12 protein-coding genes are annotated in these 19,375 nt (G+C 71.3%); 3 read left to right on the top strand and 9 right to left on the bottom strand.

The genetic code is table 11. The features are described 5' to 3' along the window. Positions 1-37 precede the first annotated feature (37 nt). From ACQZOG_RS05790 to ACQZOG_RS05775, 4 genes are all read right to left on the bottom strand, one after another. Positions 38-4,390 (bottom strand): Rne/Rng family ribonuclease, encoded by a 4,353-nt coding sequence (locus ACQZOG_RS05790; RefSeq protein ID WP_430741341.1) that lies wholly within the window; start codon positions 4,388-4,390, stop codon positions 38-40. Between the two features lie 261 nt (positions 4,391-4,651). Further along, a complete protein-coding gene (locus ACQZOG_RS05785) occupies positions 4,652-5,440 on the bottom strand; it encodes a TIGR03936 family radical SAM-associated protein (RefSeq protein WP_033276885.1) in 789 nt (262 codons plus the stop codon). A gap of 190 nt (positions 5,441-5,630) precedes the next feature. Continuing rightward, positions 5,631-6,584, bottom strand: coding sequence for an MHYT domain-containing protein (locus ACQZOG_RS05780; protein ID WP_107685364.1), 954 nt, complete (start codon positions 6,582-6,584; stop codon positions 5,631-5,633). Positions 6,585-6,677: 93 nt separating this feature from the next. Next, positions 6,678-7,646: a hypothetical protein gene (locus tag ACQZOG_RS05775; protein ID WP_430741340.1), complete on the bottom strand. Its 969-nt coding sequence runs from the start codon at positions 7,644-7,646 to the stop codon at positions 6,678-6,680. A 264-nt stretch (positions 7,647-7,910) separates the two neighbouring features. Here ACQZOG_RS05775 and ACQZOG_RS05770 point away from each other — a divergent pair, with 264 nt between their 5' ends. After that, a complete protein-coding gene (locus ACQZOG_RS05770) occupies positions 7,911-8,699 on the top strand; it encodes a DUF2637 domain-containing protein (RefSeq protein ID WP_058916125.1) in 789 nt (262 codons plus the stop codon). 197 nt (positions 8,700-8,896) lie between these two features. Here ACQZOG_RS05770 and ACQZOG_RS05765 read toward each other — a convergent pair whose 3' ends face one another. Continuing rightward, complete coding sequence (locus ACQZOG_RS05765; protein WP_430741339.1) at positions 8,897-9,475, bottom strand: SAVMC3_10250 family protein; 579 nt, start codon at positions 9,473-9,475, stop codon at positions 8,897-8,899. A 184-nt stretch (positions 9,476-9,659) separates the two neighbouring features. Here ACQZOG_RS05765 and ACQZOG_RS05760 point away from each other — a divergent pair, with 184 nt between their 5' ends. Both ACQZOG_RS05760 and ACQZOG_RS05755 read left to right on the top strand, forming a co-directional pair. Next, a complete protein-coding gene (locus ACQZOG_RS05760) occupies positions 9,660-11,279 on the top strand; it encodes a recombinase family protein (RefSeq protein ID WP_058917881.1) in 1,620 nt (539 codons plus the stop codon). A gap of 23 nt (positions 11,280-11,302) precedes the next feature. Next, on the top strand, positions 11,303-11,848 hold the full coding sequence (locus tag ACQZOG_RS05755) for an IS5 family transposase (RefSeq protein ID WP_107115341.1): 546 nt from the start codon (positions 11,303-11,305) through the stop codon (positions 11,846-11,848). A gap of 224 nt (positions 11,849-12,072) precedes the next feature. Here the strand turns inward: ACQZOG_RS05755 and ACQZOG_RS05750 are convergent, their stop codons facing one another. The 4 genes from ACQZOG_RS05750 to mrdA form a co-directional block, all read right to left on the bottom strand. Further along, the gene (locus ACQZOG_RS05750; protein WP_033276882.1) at positions 12,073-14,037 is read right to left on the bottom strand and encodes a TIGR03960 family B12-binding radical SAM protein; all 1,965 of its coding nucleotides are present in this window, start codon (positions 14,035-14,037) and stop codon (positions 12,073-12,075) included. Between the two features lie 104 nt (positions 14,038-14,141). Beyond that, positions 14,142-15,719: a CHAD domain-containing protein gene (locus ACQZOG_RS05745; RefSeq protein ID WP_391605190.1), complete on the bottom strand. Its 1,578-nt coding sequence runs from the start codon at positions 15,717-15,719 to the stop codon at positions 14,142-14,144. A 71-nt stretch (positions 15,720-15,790) separates the two neighbouring features. Then, positions 15,791-16,993, bottom strand: a complete 1,203-nt coding sequence (gene rodA / locus ACQZOG_RS05740; RefSeq protein ID WP_033276880.1) for a rod shape-determining protein RodA — start codon at positions 16,991-16,993, stop codon at positions 15,791-15,793. Beyond that, positions 16,990-19,317: a penicillin-binding protein 2 gene (mrdA, locus tag ACQZOG_RS05735; protein ID WP_033276879.1), complete on the bottom strand. Its 2,328-nt coding sequence runs from the start codon at positions 19,315-19,317 to the stop codon at positions 16,990-16,992. Before mrdA ends, rodA begins: the two co-directional genes overlap by 4 nt. Positions 19,318-19,375: the final 58 nt, after the last annotated feature.

The raw sequence follows: 19,375 nt of genomic DNA, 5'->3' as shown, positions 1-19,375 counted from the left end.
CCCCGCAGGGGACAGGACCACACAGCGTAGACGCTGGTCAGCTCTCGTCGGCCGCGGCCGTGACGGAGGAGGGCGCCTGCTGCTCGGCAGCGGCCGTCTTCTTCGTCGTGGCCTTCTTCGCCGTCGACTTCTTGGCGGTGGTCTTCTTCGCCGCCGTCGTCGTCTTCTTGGCTGCCGTCTTCTTGGCCGTCGTCGTCTTCTTCGTGGCGGCCTTCTTCGCCGTGGCCTTCTTGGCCGTCTTGCGGGCGGCCTTCTTGGCCGGAGCGGCCTCCTCGGCGCCCCCGGCGCCCTCGACGGGCTCGGCGGCCTGAACGGCCTCCGGCTCGGCGGCGGGCTCCTCGTCGGGCTTCCGCTCGTCCGCCGGGGCGGACGGCAGGACCACGACGGCGGTGTCCTCGGACGCGGTCGAGGTGCTCGGCTTGCGCACCGCGCGACGCCGCGGACGGGCCGGGGCGGACGCCTCGGGCGCGGCCTCGGGGGCGGCGGCCTCGGCCGGGGTCTCCTCGGCCTTCGGCGTCTCCTCCGCCTTCGCGGGCTCGGCCTTCGCGGACTCGGCGACGGTCACCACCGCGGCCTCGGCGCCCGCCGGGGAACCGGCCGGCGCGGTCGCCTTGCGGGTGGCGCGGCGGCGGGTACGGCCCTTGGGAGCGGCCTCCTCGGCCTGCGGCACCACGACGTCCTCGGCGGCGGCCGGCTCGGCCAGCGCCTCGGCGGCCGACTCGGGCTGCACGGGACGCCGCGCCTCCTCGGTGGCCGTCACGTCCTGCGCCGTGGGGACGGCCTGCGTCTCCTCGGCGGCGGGCGCCTCCTCGGCGCGCTCCTCGGCCTGCTTGCGGCCGCCCTTGGCGCTCTCACGCTGCGGGGAGCCCGCGGGCGCGGAGGCCCGACGGCTCGCCCGGCGGCGCGTACGGCCCCGGGACGCGGCGGCCTCCGCCTCGGCGGCGCTGCTGTACAGCTCCTCGTCCGGCGTGAACTCGGGCGCCGGCAGCGCGGCCGGCTCGGCCACCTCGGCGGCGACCTCGGCCGGCGTCTCCGACTCGGCCTCGGCCTCCTGCTCGGGGGTCTCCACGGCGGCCTCGTGCTCGTGCGGCTGGTCCGCCGCGCCGGCCCGTGCGCGCTTGCGGCGCTTGCCACCGCCGGAGGAGGACGGCTGGTCGAGGTGGACGATGACACCGCGGCCGTTGCAGTGGACGCAGGTCTCGGAGAACGACTCCAGCAGGCCCTGGCCGACCCGCTTGCGGGTCATCTGCACCAGGCCCAGCGAGGTCACCTCGGCGACCTGGTGCTTGGTCCGGTCCCGGCCCAGGCACTCCAGCAGACGGCGCAGCACCAGGTCCCGGTTGGACTCCAGCACCATGTCGATGAAGTCGATGACGATGATGCCGCCGAGGTCGCGCAGCCGCAGCTGGCGCACGATCTCCTCGGCCGCCTCCAGGTTGTTCCTGGTGACCGTCTCCTCGAGGTTGCCGCCCTGACCGGTGAACTTGCCGGTGTTGACGTCGATGACGACCATCGCCTCGGTCCGGTCGATCACCAGCGAACCGCCGCTGGGCAGCCAGACCTTGCGGTCCAGCGCCTTGGCGAGCTGCTCGTCGATCCGGTACGTGGCGAAGACGTCGACCTCGCTGGTCCACCGCTGCAGACGCTCGGCCAGGTCGGGCGCGACGTGGGAGACGTAGCCGTGGATGGTCTCCCAGGCCTCGTCACCGCTGACGATGACCTCGGAGAAGTCCTCGTTGAAGATGTCCCGGACGACACGGACGGTCATGTCCGGCTCGCCGTACAGCAGCGTCGGGGCGGTGCCGCCGTTCTTGGACTTCTTCTTGATCTCCTCCCACTGCGCCTGGAGACGCTCGACGTCACGGCGCAGCTCGTCCTCGCTCGCGCCCTCGGCGGCGGTGCGCACGATGACGCCCGCGTCCTCGGGGACGATCTTCTTGAGGATGGTCTTCAGCCGGGCCCGCTCGGTGTCGGGCAGCTTGCGGCTGATGCCGGTCATCGAGCCCTCGGGGACGTACACGAGGTAACGGCCCGGGAGGGAGACCTGGCTGGTGAGGCGGGCGCCCTTGTGGCCGATCGGGTCCTTGGTGACCTGGACCAGCACCGGCTGCCCGGACTTCAGCGCGGACTCGATGCGGCGCGGACCGCCGGACATGCCGAGCGCGTCGAAGTTGACCTCGCCGGCGTAGAGCACGGCGTTGCGGCCCTTGCCGATGTCGATGAAGGCGGCCTCCATCGACGGCAGCACGTTCTGCACCTTGCCCAGGTACACGTTGCCGACGTACGAGGTGGCCTGCTCCTTGTTGACGTAGTGCTCGACGAGCACGCCGTCCTCCAGGACGCCGATCTGCGTGCGGTCGCCGTGCTGGCGGACCACCATGACGCGCTCGACGGCCTCGCGGCGGGCGAGGAACTCGGCCTCGGTGATGATCGGCACGCGCCGGCGGCCCTGCTCGCGGCCCTCGCGGCGGCGCTGCTTCTTGGCCTCCAGACGGGTGGAGCCCTTGATGGACTGCACCTCGTCGGACGGCTCGGCCTTCGGGCGGGGCTCGCGGACCTTGACGACGGTGCGCTCGGGGTCGTCGGCGGACGGCTCGGGCTCACCGCCGCTGTCCCCGGCGCGGCGACGACGGCGGCGACGGCGACGGCTGCTGCTGGAGCCGCCGTTGTCCTCGCGCTCGTCGCGCTCCTCGGCATCCTCGTCGCTCTGCGCGTCGGTGTCCTCGGCGTCCTGCGCGGACTGCCCGGTTCCGGCCCGCTCGGCGTCCTCGGTGTCGCCGTCCTGCTGCTCGCCGCTGTCGGCGTCGGCGGAGTCGCCACGGCGACGGCGACGGCCGCCACGACGGCGACGGCGGCGCGAACCGGACGACTCGTGGTCGTCGTGGTCGTCGCCCTCGTCGTTGTCGCTCCGGTCCTCGGCCTGATCGGGTTCTTCCTCGGCGTCGGCCTCGGGAGCCTCCTCGGCGGCGGCCGGAGCGGCGGCCTCGGGCTCCTCGGAGGCGCCCTTGCGGCGACGGCGACGGCGGGAGGCGGCGGGCTGCTCCTCCGGGAGCTCCTCGGTCTCCTCCTCCGGCTCCGCGGCCTCGGCGAGTCCTGCGGCGGCCTCGGCGGCGGCGCGCTCCGGGGTCTGGAAGCGGGGCTCGGCGAACACCGGCGGCTGGAACACGGCGACGGCGGGACGCGCGGGACGGCGCGGGGCGTCGTCCTTGTCCTCGGCCTCGGCGCCGCGGGCGGGGCGCGCGGGCTCGGCGAACCCGGCGGCGGCCTTGCGGACGGCGCGCCGGCGGCGGCGCGGGCCGCCCTCCTCGGCGGGGGCCTGTACGGCGGGCGCCTCGGCGGGGGTCTCGTCCTGCTTGTCGTTCTCCGTCACCGGGGCCTCCTCGGCGGTCGGGGCGGCCTGCTCGGTCTCGTCGTCGCCCTGAGCGGCGACGGCCTCGGCCGTCGCGTCGGAGGCGGGAGCACCGGCGGGCGCGGACGCGCGCCGAGAGGCACGGCGGCGGGCGCGGCGCGGGGCGGCGTCCTCCGTCGCGGCGGCGGCCGGCTCGGCCGGGGTGTCGGTGGTCTCGGGAGCCGCGGTGGTCTCGGGGGCCCCGGCGGTCTCGTCGGCGGCCTCGGTGCCGGCGGCCGGCGCCGGGGCGGTCACGGTGCGCGTGGCACGGCGGCGGGCGCGGCGCGGGGCGGCGTCCTCGGTGCCGGCGGCGGGCTCGGGGGCCGTGTCGGCGGCCGGGGCGGTCTCTTCCGCCTCTTCCGCGGCGGGCTCCTCCGCCTTCGGCTCGGCCGGGGTTTCGGCCGCAGGTGCGGTCACGCTGCGCGTGGCACGGCGCCGGGTGCGGCGCGGGGCGGCGTCCTCCGTCGCGGCGGCGGCCGACTCGGCCGGGGTGTCGGTGGTCTCGGGGGCCGCGGCGGTCTCGGGGGCCGCGGCGGTCTCGGTGCCGGCGGCCGGCGCCGGGGCGGTCACGCTGCGCGTGGCACGGCGGCGGGCGCGGCGCGGGGCGGCGTCCTCGGTGGTGTCGGCGGCCGGCTCGGATGCCGGGGCGGCGGCCTCGGACGCGGGCTGCGCCGCGGGGACGACGGTCTCGGCGGCCTCGGCGGACGCCGGTGCTCCGGCGGGCGCGGCCGCGCGGCGGACCGCACGGCGACGCCGGGGCGCGGGTGCCCCGGTCTCCTGCTGGGTGTCGGTCGCGCCCTCGGCGGCCTGGGGCGTCTCCGCCGGCTCGGCGGGGGCCTCGGCGGCCGGTATGGCCGGCGTGACCGTTTCCGCCGTGCCGCCTTCGGCGGCGGCGGGCGGTCCCGCCGGGCGGGAAGCGGCCCTGCGTCGCCGGCGGGGCGGCAGGGTGTCGCTCGGGCTGTTCGGTTCGGAGCCCTCGGTGGGCTCGGTCGGTTCGAGCATGCGGGCGTTTCTCCCGTCAGGCTCCCGGGCGCCGCGCCTGGTCCGGCGATGCCGGTGACGTCCGCGGCCCGCGCGGTGCGCGGTGGCCGCCGTCCGGGGCGCGGGCGCCGCTCGGAAGCTCTCTGTGTCCTGTCTCGCCGGTTCCGTACGCCGAATGCGTACGGCCTGGCGAAAGTCTTCTGGTCGGTGCGCTGCCCGACCCAGGTGGCTCCCGAGTTCGAGGGCGGCGCTTACGACGTCCGTCCCTACGCGGGACCTTCCTTACGCCGGCGCCGTCGCGGCGGCAGTGGCGGCGGCCGTGTGCGGCTCGGTCGCTGCTGCCTCGCGGTCGGGCGCGAGCGGGTCGGTCACCGTGCCGGTCTCTTCATCGAACAGCCCCTGCGCCAGCCTGGTCACCGCTACGGGGACCGGCGGCGCCAGGTCGGCCACGGCGCGGAGACCGGACAGGACGTCGTCGGGTCGTACGGCAGGCGTCACGTGCCGAACAACCAGCCGCAGTATCGCACAGGGCCGGTCGGTCGGCCTATCAGCCGGCGAGGAGTCCGTCGCGGCGTCTTCCTCGACGGTTTCGAGGGAGGCGACCGCGGACCGGGCGTCGAAGGTGCGGATGCCGTTCTTCATGCGGCGCTGGACCTCGACGGTCCCGGCCGCCTCGAAGGCGTCCACCGCGCGGCAGGCGTCCTCGGGGGCGACGCCGTCCAGCCGCAGCTCCCACACCGAGGCGGTGAGCCGGTCGGCCAGCCCGGAGGTGCGGGCCTCGACGGCCTCGACGATGTCGAGCCCGGCGGGCATCGACTCGTCGAGCAGGGCCCTCAGACGCTCGGGGTCCCGCGGCTCGGTGAGCGCGATCTCCAGGTACTCGGCCTCGCTGCCGGTGCCGGTGGGTGCGGCATTGGCGTACGACACCTTCGGGTGCGGCGTGAAACCGGCCGAGTACGCCATGGGCACCTCGGCGCGGCGCAGCGCGCGCTCGAAGGCACGCTGGAAGTCACGGTGGCTGGTGAACCGAAGGCGGCCGCGCTTGGTGTAGCGCAGTCGGATGCGCTGCACCGCGGGTGCGGGCGGCGGGCCTTCGGGCTGTCGCTTGCCCAGTGGATCTTCTCCTTGTCGCAAGGGGGCGCGGGGAGCGCCTTCCCCTTCCAGGGTACGGCCGTACGGGACGGCCCCGGCGGGCCCGGCCGGGCGCCGGGACCGTGTCCCCTTCAGGGTACGTGCCCGTGGGGACGCCGGTTCCCCGGCGTCACCAGCCGGCGGGACGCTCTCCCTGCCCGCCGGTACCCGCTCCGGTACCCCGGGCCGCGTCGGGCATGCCGTCCCCGTGCGGGGCGGGGGCGGGTCCGGGGAAGCCGGGAGCGGGGTCGTGGAAGAAGGCGGGGGCCGGGTCGGACGCGGTGTCGCGCTGGGCGGGGAAGCCGGGAACGGGGGTCTGCCCGCGGCGGGCGGGGCCGACCACCGCGGGTTCGTCGCCCGCGATCAGCAGCGGGTCGAACATGACGACGGCGGTGGCGAAGAGGAGGAAGACGAGGGGGCCGAGCAGCATCGGGAGCATGACGGACAGCACGTGTGTGCCGGAGGCGCCGCCCGCGCCGTGGAGGTGGACGCTCATGGACGCCATGCCGGTGTAGTGCATACCGGTCACCGCGAGGCCCATGATCAGGCTGGCGCCCATGCTGGCCTTGAAGCCGCGGACGGACACGGCAGCCCAGAGCGCCGCGGTGGCGGCCACGATCGCGATGACCACCGAGAGGACGACCAGGAAGGTGTCGTACTCCAGGGCGCCGCGCATCCGCATGCTCGCCATGCCGATGTAGTGCATACCCGCGACGCCGAGCCCGGTGATGACGCCGGCGGTGAGGAGGGTCGCCCGGCCGGTGCCGCGGTAGCCGACGATGAACACGCCGACGGCGACGACGGCGATCGCGACAGCGAGGCTGATCAGCGTGAGCGTCATGTCGTAGCGGATGGACGTCTCGTTCACGGAGAAGCCGAGCATCGCGATGAAGTGCATGGTCCAGATGCCGCAGCCGATGGAGGCGGCGCCGAGCGCCAGCCAGCCCGGCTTCCACGACTGGCCGCCCTCACGGAGTGACCTGGTGGTGCAGCGCAGGCCGAGGGCGCCGCCCAGGCAGGCGACGAGATAGGCCGCGACAGGGGTGACCAGGCCGTAGCTGAATCCGTCCACGGTGCCTTGCATGTGCGATGTGCATCTCGTGTGTAGCTTTCGTGAAGGCGACATCTACATGTAGAAGGCATGTAAAAACAAGCCCAGCTGAGACGAAACGCCTGGTCAGGGCTTGGTCAGCAGAATCCGGTCATCCCGCCCGCCTGATACCCCGACAGATCCCTTTACCTCGTGATTGCCTTGTTCACCTGGCGTTTTGGGATCACCGAGGAGCGCCCGCCGGACGTCCTGACGGACCTGACGGACAGTCACACGCACGCCACGGAGGGTGTCACGTGTGAGGCGTCCCACACCGCGCGCGGCCTGTGCGACGGGCCTCAGCACCGCGTCGCGGACGGCGTGACCGACGGGCGTGAGCACGGTCCGGTGGACCCATCGGGCCGGCTCCACGACCGTCCACCGGAAGAAGGCGGCGATCGCCCGGCCCACGGCGAGCGAGACGTACCCGGCGACCCGCCAGGCGTGCCCGAGGGCCGCCCCGACCTCCCGCGCCACGACGGCCAGCACCCGGCCCACGGGCGCCAGCACCCAACGCCACACGGCGTACGCGGGCCACACCAGCAGGACGCGGGCCGTCCAGTACAGGGCCGTGGCGATCCCGGCGACGAGCAGCGAGGCCAGCGCGTAGAGCCCCCGGCCGCACCACGCCAGCGCGTGCCCGACCGGAGTGAGCACCCACCGGTACAGCCACACCGACGGCACGACGAGAAGCCGCTGCCCCAGCCAGGCCAGGGCGTGCCCGACCGGCGTCAGCACTTTCCGGTACAGCCACCCGGCCGGGACGACGACCAGCACCGTGCCCAGCCACCGCAGCGCCACGCCGAGCGGCACGAGCACCCAGCGCCAGAGCGCGACGAACGGCCACACGAACACCGCGCGCCCCACCCATGCCAGCGCGCGCCCCACCGGACGGAGCACCCTGTCGTGGAGGAACCGCCCCACGACCACGAGGGCGTCCCACACCATCCGCACCGGCACCACCAGCACGAGCGCCACGATCCGCACCGGCATGCGCAGCGCGACGACGAGGCAGCCCTCTCCGGCCTGCCGCTCCCTCGACTTCTCCAGATCCATACCGACAAGGACGCCGCCGACGCCCGCGCGGATCCGGACACGCCGTTCCGGACTCTTCATATGCTGAAAGGCCCATCGAAAAAAGGAATTTCGGAGCCTTCGACAAACCAATTGTCGCTATGGCCGTTCACTCATTCGCCGCGCATCCAAGTGAAAGTGCCGCCGTTAGTCGCTGTATGAAGGCAAGCAGGTCAGCTCCGCCCCAACTGCACTTCAAGCGACCGCTGTTGAGTGCTCCCGCCGGCCCGATGAATCAATCCTGACATGAATGATGAACGCTACGACCCGCTCTGGTACAACGCCGACGCAGCGGACCCGTTCACCGAAATGGGAACCGGCCGGCACCGGGCCGGAGCCGTCTACGCGGAGCCCGTCGAGCCCGCCGTGCCCCCCTGGGACCCGGCCGAGGAACTGGCCTACCTCCTCCAGGAGGCCCGCACCGACGAGTACGCCGCCCCCACGGTGCCGCCGCCGCGCGAGGAGAGCTCGGTCACCGCTCCCCCGGCCGGCAGCCCCATGGGCAACCTGCAGGAGATCACGGCCGAACTGCCGCCCCTGCGCTCCGCGCCGCGCGCCCACCGCAAGCCCCCGCGGCCCCGCCCCGACGCCCTGCGCGTCGCCAGCTACGCCATCGCCGCGATGGCGGCGGTCACCGTGTCGATGGTGAGCGTCTTCAGCGGCGTGGTCACGTACGAGCCGCTGCTCCTCGTCACCACGGCGCACAGCAGCGGCGACTCCTCGTCCTGGTGGCCGATCCTGGTCTACGGCCCCTGGCTGGCCGGCTCCCTCTCCATCCTCCGCGCGGCCCTCCACCAACGACGCGCCCTGCACTCCTGGTTCGTCGTCCTGCTCTTCTCCTCCGTCGCGGTCCTGCTGTGCGTGGCCCAGGCGCCCCGCACCGTCACGGACACGGCGGCCGCGGCCCTCCCGGGCGTCGCCGCCCTGGCCTGTTTCCAGCAGCTGGTCCGCCAGATCACCCTCACCCGCCCGCCCCGCCGCACGGTCAGCCCCCGCCACCGCGTCCGCACGTTCAACGGCCGCCAGGTCCCATGACCCGCATATCGCGCACCCGTACGAAACGGAGCAGCGGCCCCTTCACCAGGGGCCGCTGCTCCGTTCCGTTCCCGCGCCCGGCCGACCGGGCCGGGTTCAGTGCGCGTGACCGCTCGGCACCGGACCCGCGTTCTTGACCGTCAGCGGCAGCAGCTTCTTGCCCGTCGGGCCGATCTGGATGCTGGTGTCCATCTTTGTCACGCCGGCTGGTCGAGTGGAGGCCCTCCGGCAAGGACGTATCCCCCTTGCGCTTCCCTCTCGGCGAGTACAGCGGCCAGATCATGGAGCCAGTCAGACCCGGAGCAGCCGGAGCCCATCCGTGTCGGTGAGGCATCGAACTCGGTCAAAACATGGTTCCGCGAACCGCAAAGGATGATCTGAACACCGGAGCATGCGCCTTCGCCACGCCCCAGCGAGCACGGCGGGTCCTCAAGCGACATAAAGGTGTACACGCCCCTGTCGTCGAGACCCCAGTCGCGCAGCCTCGGCCCATGCCGGAAGAAGCCCGTGAACTTCATCCAGTCATAGGCTGCCAACGACTCACAGGAGTCGGGGACGTTGACGTGTGCGCCACACTTCGCACGGACGTGAGCAAGCACCCGCTCCAATCGCTGCCCAAGAGGCTCCTCAGCCGCCGGTACTTCACCCACCGCAAGGCGCACCCCAGCTCCGAGGGCCGATGCCTCTACCTCCACTGCGCGGTCGCTGAATCCGCCGCTGTCCTCGGCCGGAAACTCTCCGAGCTTCGCATTGGACAGGTAGAGCAACTCCCTCATGGCACCTTCAGGACCGCCAGCCGAGCCCATCGTGCAGAAAGACTATGTGAGCCTTCCCGGAGGCACCTTGAGCCCAACCGGATTCTCCTCTCACGACGGTCAGACGTCGCAAATCCTCTGCCTGAATGTGCGTTTCCATAAAGAGGCATTCGCCAACGGACCCATAACCGTTACCGTGCAACTCATGGGGAAGCGAACGAGGACCCGCGCCGCCACTGACCGCGGGCAGTACTCAGTTGATGCCGAATGGTCCGAGGCGGACTTAGCCCTCTTACAGGAGCTGAAGAAGGCGGAAGCACTACTTCCGGACGACGCACCGCGGGCGCTGTTGTCCGTGCGCCTGTCGGTCCTCACCGACGACACGACGTCGCCCGTCCGGCAGGAACTGGATCTGCGCATGCTTGCCAGGAAGCGCGGCTGCCGAGTGGTCGGAGTAGCAAGCGACCTCAACGTCTCGGCGACGAAGGTTCCGCCGTGGAAGCGCAAGGAACTCGGGGACTGGCTGAACAACCGGGCCCCCGAATTCGACGAGATCCTCTTCTGGAAGCTGGACCGCTTCGTACGTCGTCTCTCTGACCTCAGCACCATGATCGACTGGTGCTTGAAGTACGGGAAGAACCTTGTCTCCAACAACGACTCGATTGACCTGACCACGACGGCCGGGAAGATCATGGTCACGATCGTCGGCGGCATCGCGGAGATCGAGGCCGCCAACACCAGCACGCGCGTAGCGAGCCTCTGGGACTACACCAAGACACAGAGCGACTGGCTTGTGGGCAAGCCGGCGTACGGCTACAAGACGGCGGAGGACGAGAACGGCAGGGTCGTACTCGTCATCGACAAGGACGCGCACCGGGCGCTGCACTGGTGCCGCAAGGCCGCCATGCGGGACAAGCCTGCTTCCGCCCGGCGCATGGTCAAGGTCTTGGTGCGGGCGGGCCTCAGCGGACCAGGCCTGACGGCGTCCACACAGCTTCGCCGACTCAGGAACCCGGCACTCATGGGCTACCGCGTAGAAGAGGACAAGAACGGGGGCGTACGCCGCTCGAAGATCGTCTTTGGCAGCGACGCGAAGCCCATCCGCGTGGCAGACCCGATCTTCACCGAGGACGAGTTCAACAGCCTCCAAGAGGCCCTCGACCGCCGAGGCAAGAACCAGCCCACCCGGCGTCCGGATGGGGCAACGAAGTTCCTCGGTGTGCTGATGTGCCATGACTGCGGCTCGAACATGACCGTGCAGAGGACCCGCGTCAAGGATCGGTCCTACTTGTACCTCCGGTGCGGCAAGTGCAAGGCCGGAGGCCACGGTGCTCCGAACCCAGATGAGATCTACAGCAAGCTCGTCGACGACGTTCTGAGGGTTCTCGGGGACGAACCCGTCATGACACGCGAGTACCGGCAGGGCGCCGAGGCCCGCAAGGAACAACGGCGCCTCGAACAGTCCATCACCTACTACATGACAGGGCTTGAGCCCGGAGGCCGCTTCACGAAGACGCGCTTCACCAAAGAGCAGGCTGAGAAGACACTGGACGACCTCATCAAGCATCTGGAGGCCATCGACCCCGAGTCGACCAAGGACCGGTGGGTGGCCGTGCACAACGGCAAGTCGTTCCGTCGCCACTGGGAGGAAGGCGGCATGGAGGCCATGGCCGCTGATTTACTCCGGGTCGGCGTGAAGTGCGTGATCAAGCGGACCAGGGTGAAGGGCGTACGCGCCCCACACATCCACATGAAGCTGATGATCCCCAAGGACGTGCGGGACCGGCTGATACTCAAGGAAGACGACTTCGCGGAGGCCTTCTAGGGTCCGTCTTCAAAGATCATCGGGTGGTGGATCATGGCGGCGTGATTCGCCGCCATGAACTCACCGATCAGAAGTGGGAGTTGCCCGCTCCGCTGATACCGCGGGCCGCTACGGGACGGCCTCGGGTGCCAGACCGCCAGGTCATCAACGGGATGGCCTACAAGATCCGCACCGGCATCTCGTGGCGTGACCTGCCCGAACGCTACGGGCCTTGGCAGACGGTCTGTACCCGCTACCGCCGCTACGCGATCGACGGCGTGTTCACCCGGCCCCTGCAGCACATCCAGGCCCAGGCGGACGCCGCCGGGGACATCGACTGGCTGGTCCAGATCGATTCCACCATCGTCCGCGCCCACCAGCACGCCGCCGCCACCGGCCGAAAAGGGGGATCCACCGGCCGGACGAACCGGACGATCACGCCCTCGGCCGATCCCGAGGCGGACCGACTACCAAGATCCACCTCGCCTGCGACGGCAAAGGCCGTCCTCTGGCCCTCCTCGTCACACCGTGCAGGGCCGTCATCGGGCGCCGATACCACTGAGCCCCCTCCGGATCGAAGGGGGCTCTAGCAGGTGCGAAGAGGCTTCAGGCAAGCTCCGAGAGCCCTCAGACCCACTCCACCTCAGAATGGATGGTCGAGGCCCCTCCCGGGCACGGCAGAGGCGTACAAGGCCCACTCTGCTGCGCCGACTGCCGAAGGCTCGAAGCCCCGACAGCAGCCAACGCAGCCGCCACCTCGTCCTCACTCGCCCCCACCAGGGCATCCATCACCCGAACGAGTGCGTCACTCATCTCAGTGTGGGTGCCCGCTCGGCGCCGGCGCGGCATTCTTGACCGTCAGAGGCAGCAGCTTCTTCCCGGTCGGTCCGATTTGTATGGCCGTGTCCATCTGCGGGCAGACGCCGCAGTCGAAGCACGGGGTCCAGCGGCAGTCCTCGACCTCGGTCTCGTCGAGGGCGTCCTGCCAGTCCTCCCAGAGCCAGTCCTTGTCCAGGCCCGAGTCGAGGTGGTCCCAGGGCAGGACCTCCTCGTAGGTGCGCTCACGGGTGGTGTACCAGTCGACGTCCACGCCGAACGGGGCCAGCGCCTTGTCCGCGCACCGCATCCAGCGGTCGTAGGAGAAGTGCTCGCGCCAGCCGTCGAAGCGGCCGCCGTCGTCGTAGACCGCGCGGATGACGGCGCCGATACGGCGGTCGCCACGGGAGAGCAGGCCCTCGACGATGCCGGGCTTGCCGTCGTGGTAGCGGAAGCCGATGGAGCGGCCGTACTTCTTGTCACCGCGGATCTTGTCGCGGAGCTTGGCCAGCCGCTCGTCCGTCTCCTCGGAGGAGAGCTGCGGCGCCCACTGGAACGGCGTGTGCGGCTTGGGCACGAAGCCGCCGATGGACACCGTGCAGCGGATGTCGTTCGAGCCGGAGACCTCGCGGCCCTTCTGGATGACCCGCGTGGCCATGTCGGCGATCTGCAGCACGTCGTCGTCGGTCTCGGTGGGCAGGCCGCACATGAAGTACAGCTTCACCTGGCGCCAGCCGTTGCCGTAGGCCGTGGCGACGGTGCGGATCAGGTCCTCCTCCGAGACCATCTTGTTGATGACCTTGCGGATGCGCTCCGAGCCGCCCTCGGGCGCGAAGGTGAGACCGGACCGGCGGCCGTTGCGCGTCAGCTCGTTCGCCAGGTCGATGTTGAACGCGTCGACGCGGGTCGAGGGCAGCGAGAGGCCGACCTTGTCCTCCTCGTAGCGGTCAGCGAGTCCCTTGGCGATGTCGCCGATCTCCGAGTGGTCGGCGGAGGACAGGGAGAGCAGGCCGACCTCTTCGAAGCCGGTCGCCTTCAGGCCCTTGTCGACCATCTCGCCGATACCGGTGATGGAGCGCTCGCGCACCGGGCGGGTGATCATGCCGGCCTGGCAGAAGCGGCAGCCGCGGGTGCAGCCGCGGAAGATCTCCACCGACATGCGCTCGTGGACGGTCTCCGCGAGCGGCACGAGGGGCTGCTTGGGGTAGGGCCACTCGTCGAGGTCCATGACGGTGTGCTTGGACACACGCCACGGCACGCCGGAGCGGTTCGGCACGACACGGGCGATCCGGCCGTCGGGGAGGTACTCGACGTCGTAGAAGCCGGGGACGTAGACCCCGCCGGTCTTGGCCAGGCGCAGGAGGAGTTCCTCGCGGCCGCCGGGACGGCCCTCCTCCTTCCAGGCGCGGACGATCCGCGTGACCTCGAGGACGGCCTGCTCGCCGTCGCCGATGACCGCGCAGTCGATGAAGTCGGCGATCGGCTCCGGGTTGAACGCCGCGTGGCCGCCGGCCATGACGATCGGGTCGTCGAGGCCGCGGTCCCTGGCCTCCAGCGGGATGCCGGCCAGGTCCAGGGCGGCGAGCATGTTGGTGTAGCCGAGCTCCGTGGAGAAGCTCAGGCCGAACACGTCGAAGGCCTTGACCGGGCGGTGGCTGTCGACGGTGAACTGCGGCACACGGTGCTCGCGCATCAGCGCCTCGAGGTCCGGCCAGACGCTGTAGGTGCGCTCGGCCAGGACGCCGTCCTGTTCGTTGAGGACCTCGTAGAGGATCATGACGCCCTGGTTGGGGAGTCCGACCTCGTACGCGTCCGGGTACATGAGGGCCCAGCGGACGTCGCAGGAGTCCCAGTCCTTGACCGTGGAGTTGAGCTCTCCGCCGACGTACTGGATCGGCTTCTGCACATGCGGGAGCAGAGCTTCGAGCTGCGGGAACACAGACTCGGCGGCTTCGGCAGGCATCTCGCGAACCTTCGTGTGGGGTGACTGCTGGTCCCCCGGGCCGATGCCTCAGGGGCGGGTGACCATCCAGCCTAACCCGCCCGGAGGGGTCTCCCGTACGGCGCTCAGAACGGGAACGCCCGGCTGATCGAGCTCCACGCCTCGGGCAGCGCCTCCTCGGCGACCCGGGCGCGGTGCGCCTCACCGGCGTGCAGCACCCCGTACGTGAAGTCGCTCTCCCCCGCCGCGTGCGCCACGGCGGCCAGCTCGCGCAGGGTGCGACGGGCCATGACGCTGTCCTGGTGGTCGCCGAGCAGGCTCTGCAACGCCTTCATGTCCCTGACCGCCTCCTCGGCCGGCCCGCCCAGCGCGGGGACGGCGGTCTCGGCGGCGTACCTCGTGCGCTTGGTCTTCTTGCGCGCCTCGTGCAGCGCGGTGTCGCGCTCCGTGCCGGGCGGCAGCTCCAGCGCGTGCTCCACCAGTCCGGCGAGCTTGCGGAAGTCCTTGGCGACGGCCTTGGCGAGGACCTTGTCCGGGCGGGCGGCGGCCTTTCTGCGCAGGGGCGGCCCTTCCAGCAGGGCGTCCAGGGTGTCGAGGAGGGCGAGGTGACGGCGCGAGTCGAGGATGGCGACGAGTTCGTGGTGGGCGCCCTTGTGGCGGGCCTCGGACCAGGCGGCGAGGCGCTCGGCGACCGGCCCGGTGACCTGGTCGGCGGGGAGCCGGCCGAGGGCCTGGGTGAGGCGTTCGGCGAGGACCTCCTGGTCGCGGTCCTTGCCCAGCTCGGCGGCCAGCCACTTCAGGTCGGCGGCGACCGGGTCGGTGTCCGCGCGGTCGAGGACGGCGCGGAAGCTGCGGAAGGTGCTGCGCAGCCTCCGGGTGGCGACCCGCATCCGGTGCACGGCGTCGGGGACGTCCTGCCGCACGGCGGGGTCCAGCTCGACGAGGGCGTCGCGCTGGGCGCGGACGTAGGCGAGGACGTGGTCGCCCGCGGTGACGGGGGTGCCGTCCGGGCGGGGGCGGTGCTTGTGCCGGGGGGCGGCCTCGGGCGCGGTCGCGGGGGGTGTGCGGGCGGCGGCCTGGTGCGCGGAGGATCCTGCGGCCGGGGCGGGCTCCGTCTCGGCGAGGGCGCGGGCCAGCTTCGAGGACGACGACGAGGGCCGTACGCCTGCCTTCCTCAGCTTTTTCTCCACCTTGTCGAGGAAGGCCGGGTCGCCGTCGTCGGCGAGTTCCACCTCGATCTCGGTCCAGCGCGCCTCTCCTCCCCCGCCGGTGAGGCGTTCGGCGTGCACGGTGTCGACGCTGACCTCGGCGAGCAGCCGGTCCTGGTCGTCGAGGAGGTGCCGGACGTCGCGGTCGGAGCGGAGGCGGACCACGGGCCGCAGTTCGCGGTCGCGGACGCGGGAGCGGACCAGGGCGGCGAGTTCGTCCGGGAGGGTGTCGGAGAGCGGGGCGCGGATCTCGTCGCGCACGCCGGGGGCGACGGGGAACTTGAGGTGCCAGCCGGCGTCGGCGCCTCCGGTGCGGCGGCGCAGGGTGACGGAGGACGCGGCGAGACGCTGGTCGGCGGTGTCGTGGTAGGTGGCGTCGAGGTGGGTGACGCCCCGGCCGCGCACGGACGCGACGCCGGGGACGCGGGTCAGGTCGGGCAGAGCGGCGTCGTCGGACTCGTACTTCCGCTCGATCTCGCGCTTGGTGTCCGCCATGTACCGAATCTAGTCGCCCTGGGCGCGGAGCGGCAGTGGGCCGCTCCGCACCGGTGAGGCGGTGCCCGGTGTCAGGCGGACATGGGGCGCTGCATCCGGATCGACTGGAGCAGCCCTATGGCCAGCCACACCGCGAACATCGAGGAGCCGCCGTAGGACACGAACGGCAGCGGCAGACCGGTGACCGGCATGATGCCGAGGGTCATGCCGATGTTCTCGAAGGTCTGGAAGGCGAACCAGGCGACGATGCCCGCCGCGACGATCGTGCCGTAGAGGTCGGTGGTGTCGCGGGCGATGCGGCAGGCGCGCCACAGGATGATGCCCAGCAGGCCGATGATCAGCGCGCCGCCGACGAAGCCCAGTTCCTCGCCGGCGACCGTGAAGACGAAGTCGGTCTGCTGCTCGGGGACGAACTGGCCGGTGGTCTGCGAGCCCTGGAAGAGGCCGGAGCCGGTCAGGCCGCCGGAGCCGATGGCGATGCGGGCCTGGTTGGTGTTGTAGCCGACACCGGCCGGGTCGAGCTCCGGGTTGGCGAACGCGGCGAAGCGGTTGATCTGGTACTCGTCGAGGATCCCGAGCTGCCAGACGGTGATCGCGCCGGCCGCCCCCGCGCCGAGCAGGCCGAAGATCCAGCGGTTGGAGGCCCCGGAGGCGAGCAGCACGCCGAGCACGATGATGACCATCACCATGACCGACCCGAGGTCGGGCATGAGCATCACGATCAGCATCGGCACGACGGCGAGGCCGAGCGCCTGGAGCACCGTGCGGTGGTCGGGGTAGGGCTTGTCGCCCGCGTCGACCCGTGCCGCCAGCAGCATCGCCATGCCCAGGATGATCGTGATCTTCACGAACTCCGAGGGCTGGAGGGAGAAGCCGCCGGGCAGCTTGATCCAGGAGTGGGCGCCGTTGATCGTGGAGCCCAGCGGGGTGAGCACCAGCAGGATCAGGAACACCGAGGCGCCGTAGAGCAGGGGGACCGCCGTGCGCAGCCCGCGGTGGCCGAGCCAGATGGCGCCGATCATCAGGGCGACGCCGATGCCGGTGTTCAGCCAGTGCCGGACCAGGAAGTAGTACGGGTCGCCCTGGTTCAGCTCGGTGCGGTTGCGGGTGGCCGAGTAGACCAGCAGCGAGCCCAGCAGGGACAGGGCGAGCCCCGCAAGCAGTATCGGCCAGTCCAGCCGGCGGGCCAGGCCGTCGCGGGCGAACACCCGCGTCCAGCCGGCCCGCTCGGGTCCGTACCCGGAGACCTGGAAGCTGTTGACGCCGCCGGTCATGACGCCGTCCTCTCCGGGCGTGCCGCGCGCGGCCGGGGTGCACGGCGGCGCGGGTGTCCCCCGCGGCCGGGGCCGCCGCCCCGCCGTCGTCCGCGGCGGGTGTCGCGGTTGGTGTTCTCCGGCGACGGGGTCGTGCCCGCCTGCTGCGGGTCGGCCGGGTCGTCGCCCTGCGGGGTGGTGGCCTCGCCGTCCGGGGAGGGCGAGGGACGGAACTCCTTGGCGAAGTCCTTGGCGATCTTCGGCGAGGTGATGGTGCCGTCCGTGCGGACCTTGGGAAGGGTCTTCTGCGGCTTGGGCAGCAGCGCCTTCTTGTTGTCGATCTCGCCGTCCTCGGACACGCCGTAGAGGGCGTTGTAGATGTTGCGCACGGCGGGGCCCGAGGCGCCGGAACCGGTACCACCCTGGGAGATCGTCATCACGATCGAGTAGTCCTCGGTGTAGGTGGCGAACCACGAGGTGGTCTGCTTGCCGTACACCTCGGCCGTACCGGTCTTGGCGTGCATCGGGATCTTGTCCTGCGGCCAGCCCCCGAACCGCCACGCGGCCGTACCGCGGGTGGCGACTCCCTCGAGGGCTTCGTCTATCTGCTTGAGCGTCTTCTTCGACGTGGGCAGCTTGCCGTGCGCCTTGGGCTCGATCTCCCTGACCGTCTTGCCGTCGGGGCTGATGACGGCCTTGCCGACGGTCGGGTCGTACAGCGTGCCGCCGTTGGAGATGGCCGCGTAGATGGTGGCCATCTGGATCGGGGTGACGAGCGTGTCGCCCTGGCCGATGGAGTAGTTCACCGAGTCACCGGCGCGCAGCCGGTTGCCTTCGAGGCAGTTCTCGTAGGCGATCTGCTCGGCGTAGCTGCCGCCCTTCTTGCCGTACTTGCACCAGGCGTCCTTGTTGGCCTTCCAGTAGTCGGCCTTCCACTGGCGGTCGGGGACGCGGCCGGTGACCTCGTTGGGCAGGTCGATGCCGGTCTCCTCGCCGAGGCCGAACTGGTGGGCGGTCTTGTAGAACCAGTCGTTGGCGTTCTTCTTCGGCTTGTTGCCGCCGTCGCGCTTCCACTCCTCGTGGGAGAGGGCGTAGAAGACGGTGTCGCAGGAGACCTCGAGCGCCCGGCCGAGGCTGATCGGGCCGTGGTTCTGCGACTCGAAGTTCTTGAAGACCTGGCCGCCGATGGAGTACGCGCTGGAGCAGTTGTAGGGGCCCTCGAAGGAGTAGCCGGCCTTGATGGCGGCGGCCGTCGGGATCACCTTGAAGATGGAGCCGGGCGCCGACAGGCCCTGGATGGCGCGGTTCAGCAGCGGGTAGTTGGACTTGGTGCCGGTGAGCTGGGCGTAGTCCTTGGCGGAGATGCCGCCGACCCAGGCGTTGGGGTCGTAGGTCGGGTTGGAGGCCATGGCGACGACGCGGCCGGTCTTCGCCTCCATGACGACGACGGCGCCGGAGTCGGCCTCGTAGTTCCGCCCGGTGTTGCGGTCGTGCTGCTTGCGGGCCTCCTTCATCGCCTCGTTCAGCTCGTACTCGGCGATGCGCTGCACGCGGGAGTCGATGCTGGTGACGAGGTTGGCGCCGGGTTCGGCCGGGTCGGCCTTGGCCTGGCCGAGGACGCGGCCGAGCTTGTCGACCTCGTAGCGGGTGACGCCGGCCTTGCCGCGCAGCTGCTTGTCGTACTGCCGCTCCAGGCCGGAGCGGCCGACCATGTCGGAGCGCAGGTAGGGCGAGTCGGTGTCCTGGGCCTGCTGGATCTCCTCGTCGGTGACCGGGGAGAGGTAGCCGAGGACCTGGGCGGTGTTGGCCTTGCCGGGGCTCGGGTAGCGGCGCAGTGCCTGGGGCTCGGCGGTGATGCCGGGGAAGTCCTCGGCGCGCTCGCGGATCTGCAGGGCCTGCTTGGGGGTGGCCTCGTCGGTGATGGGGATCGGCTGGTACGGCGAGCCGTTCCAGCAGGGCTGGGGGGTCTCGGCGTTGCACAGCCGGACCTTCATCATGACGTCCTCGGGCTTCATGCCGAGGACGCCGGCCAGCTTGGTGAGGACCGCCTTGCCGTCGTCCTCCATCTTCATGAGGTCCGTGCGGGAGGCGGAGACGACCAGCCGCGTCTCGTTGTCCGCGAGGGGCACGCCTCGGGCGTCGAGGATGGAGCCGCGCACGGCGGGCTGGACGACCTGCTGCACGTGGTTGCCGGAGGCCTCCTTGGCGTACTGGTCGCCCTCACGGATCTGGAGGTACCACAGCCGCCCGCCGAGGGTGCCGAGCAGGGAGATGACGAGGACCTGGATGACGACGAGCCGGACCTGGACGCGTGTGCTGCGGCCGGTCTCGGGGATGTTGGTCACGCTGCTTCCTCCCCTCTCAGAGCGCGTGCGTGCGGATGGTGACGAGTGGTGAACGACC

Source organism: Streptomyces sp. P13-3-3, from assembly GCF_050571355.1.
GTDB classification, from domain to species: Bacteria; Actinomycetota; Actinomycetes; order Streptomycetales; family Streptomycetaceae; genus Streptomyces; species Streptomyces althioticus.
The sequence above is the reverse complement of the archived record's forward strand: the minus strand, read 5'-3'. Positions and strand labels throughout refer to the sequence as shown.

Bases quoted from the DNA above. Each gene is read 5' to 3' on its own strand.
- ACQZOG_RS05790 (WP_430741341.1), bottom strand. From the start codon at position 4,390: ATGCTCGAACCGACCGAGCCCACCGAGGGCTCCGAACCGAACAGCCCG.
- ACQZOG_RS05780 (WP_107685364.1), bottom strand. From the start codon at position 6,584: ATGCAAGGCACCGTGGACGGATTCAGCTACGGCCTGGTCACCCCTGTC.
- ACQZOG_RS05775 (WP_430741340.1), bottom strand. From the start codon at position 7,646: ATGGATCTGGAGAAGTCGAGGGAGCGGCAGGCCGGAGAGGGCTGCCTC.
- ACQZOG_RS05770 (WP_058916125.1), top strand. From the start codon at position 7,911: ATGAATGATGAACGCTACGACCCGCTCTGGTACAACGCCGACGCAGCG.
- ACQZOG_RS05765 (WP_430741339.1), bottom strand. From the start codon at position 9,475: ATGAGGGAGTTGCTCTACCTGTCCAATGCGAAGCTCGGAGAGTTTCCG.
- ACQZOG_RS05760 (WP_058917881.1), top strand. From the start codon at position 9,660: ATGGGGAAGCGAACGAGGACCCGCGCCGCCACTGACCGCGGGCAGTAC.
- ACQZOG_RS05750 (WP_033276882.1), bottom strand. From the start codon at position 14,037: ATGCCTGCCGAAGCCGCCGAGTCTGTGTTCCCGCAGCTCGAAGCTCTG.
- ACQZOG_RS05745 (WP_391605190.1), bottom strand. From the start codon at position 15,719: ATGGCGGACACCAAGCGCGAGATCGAGCGGAAGTACGAGTCCGACGAC.
- rodA (WP_033276880.1), bottom strand. From the start codon at position 16,993: ATGACCGGCGGCGTCAACAGCTTCCAGGTCTCCGGGTACGGACCCGAG.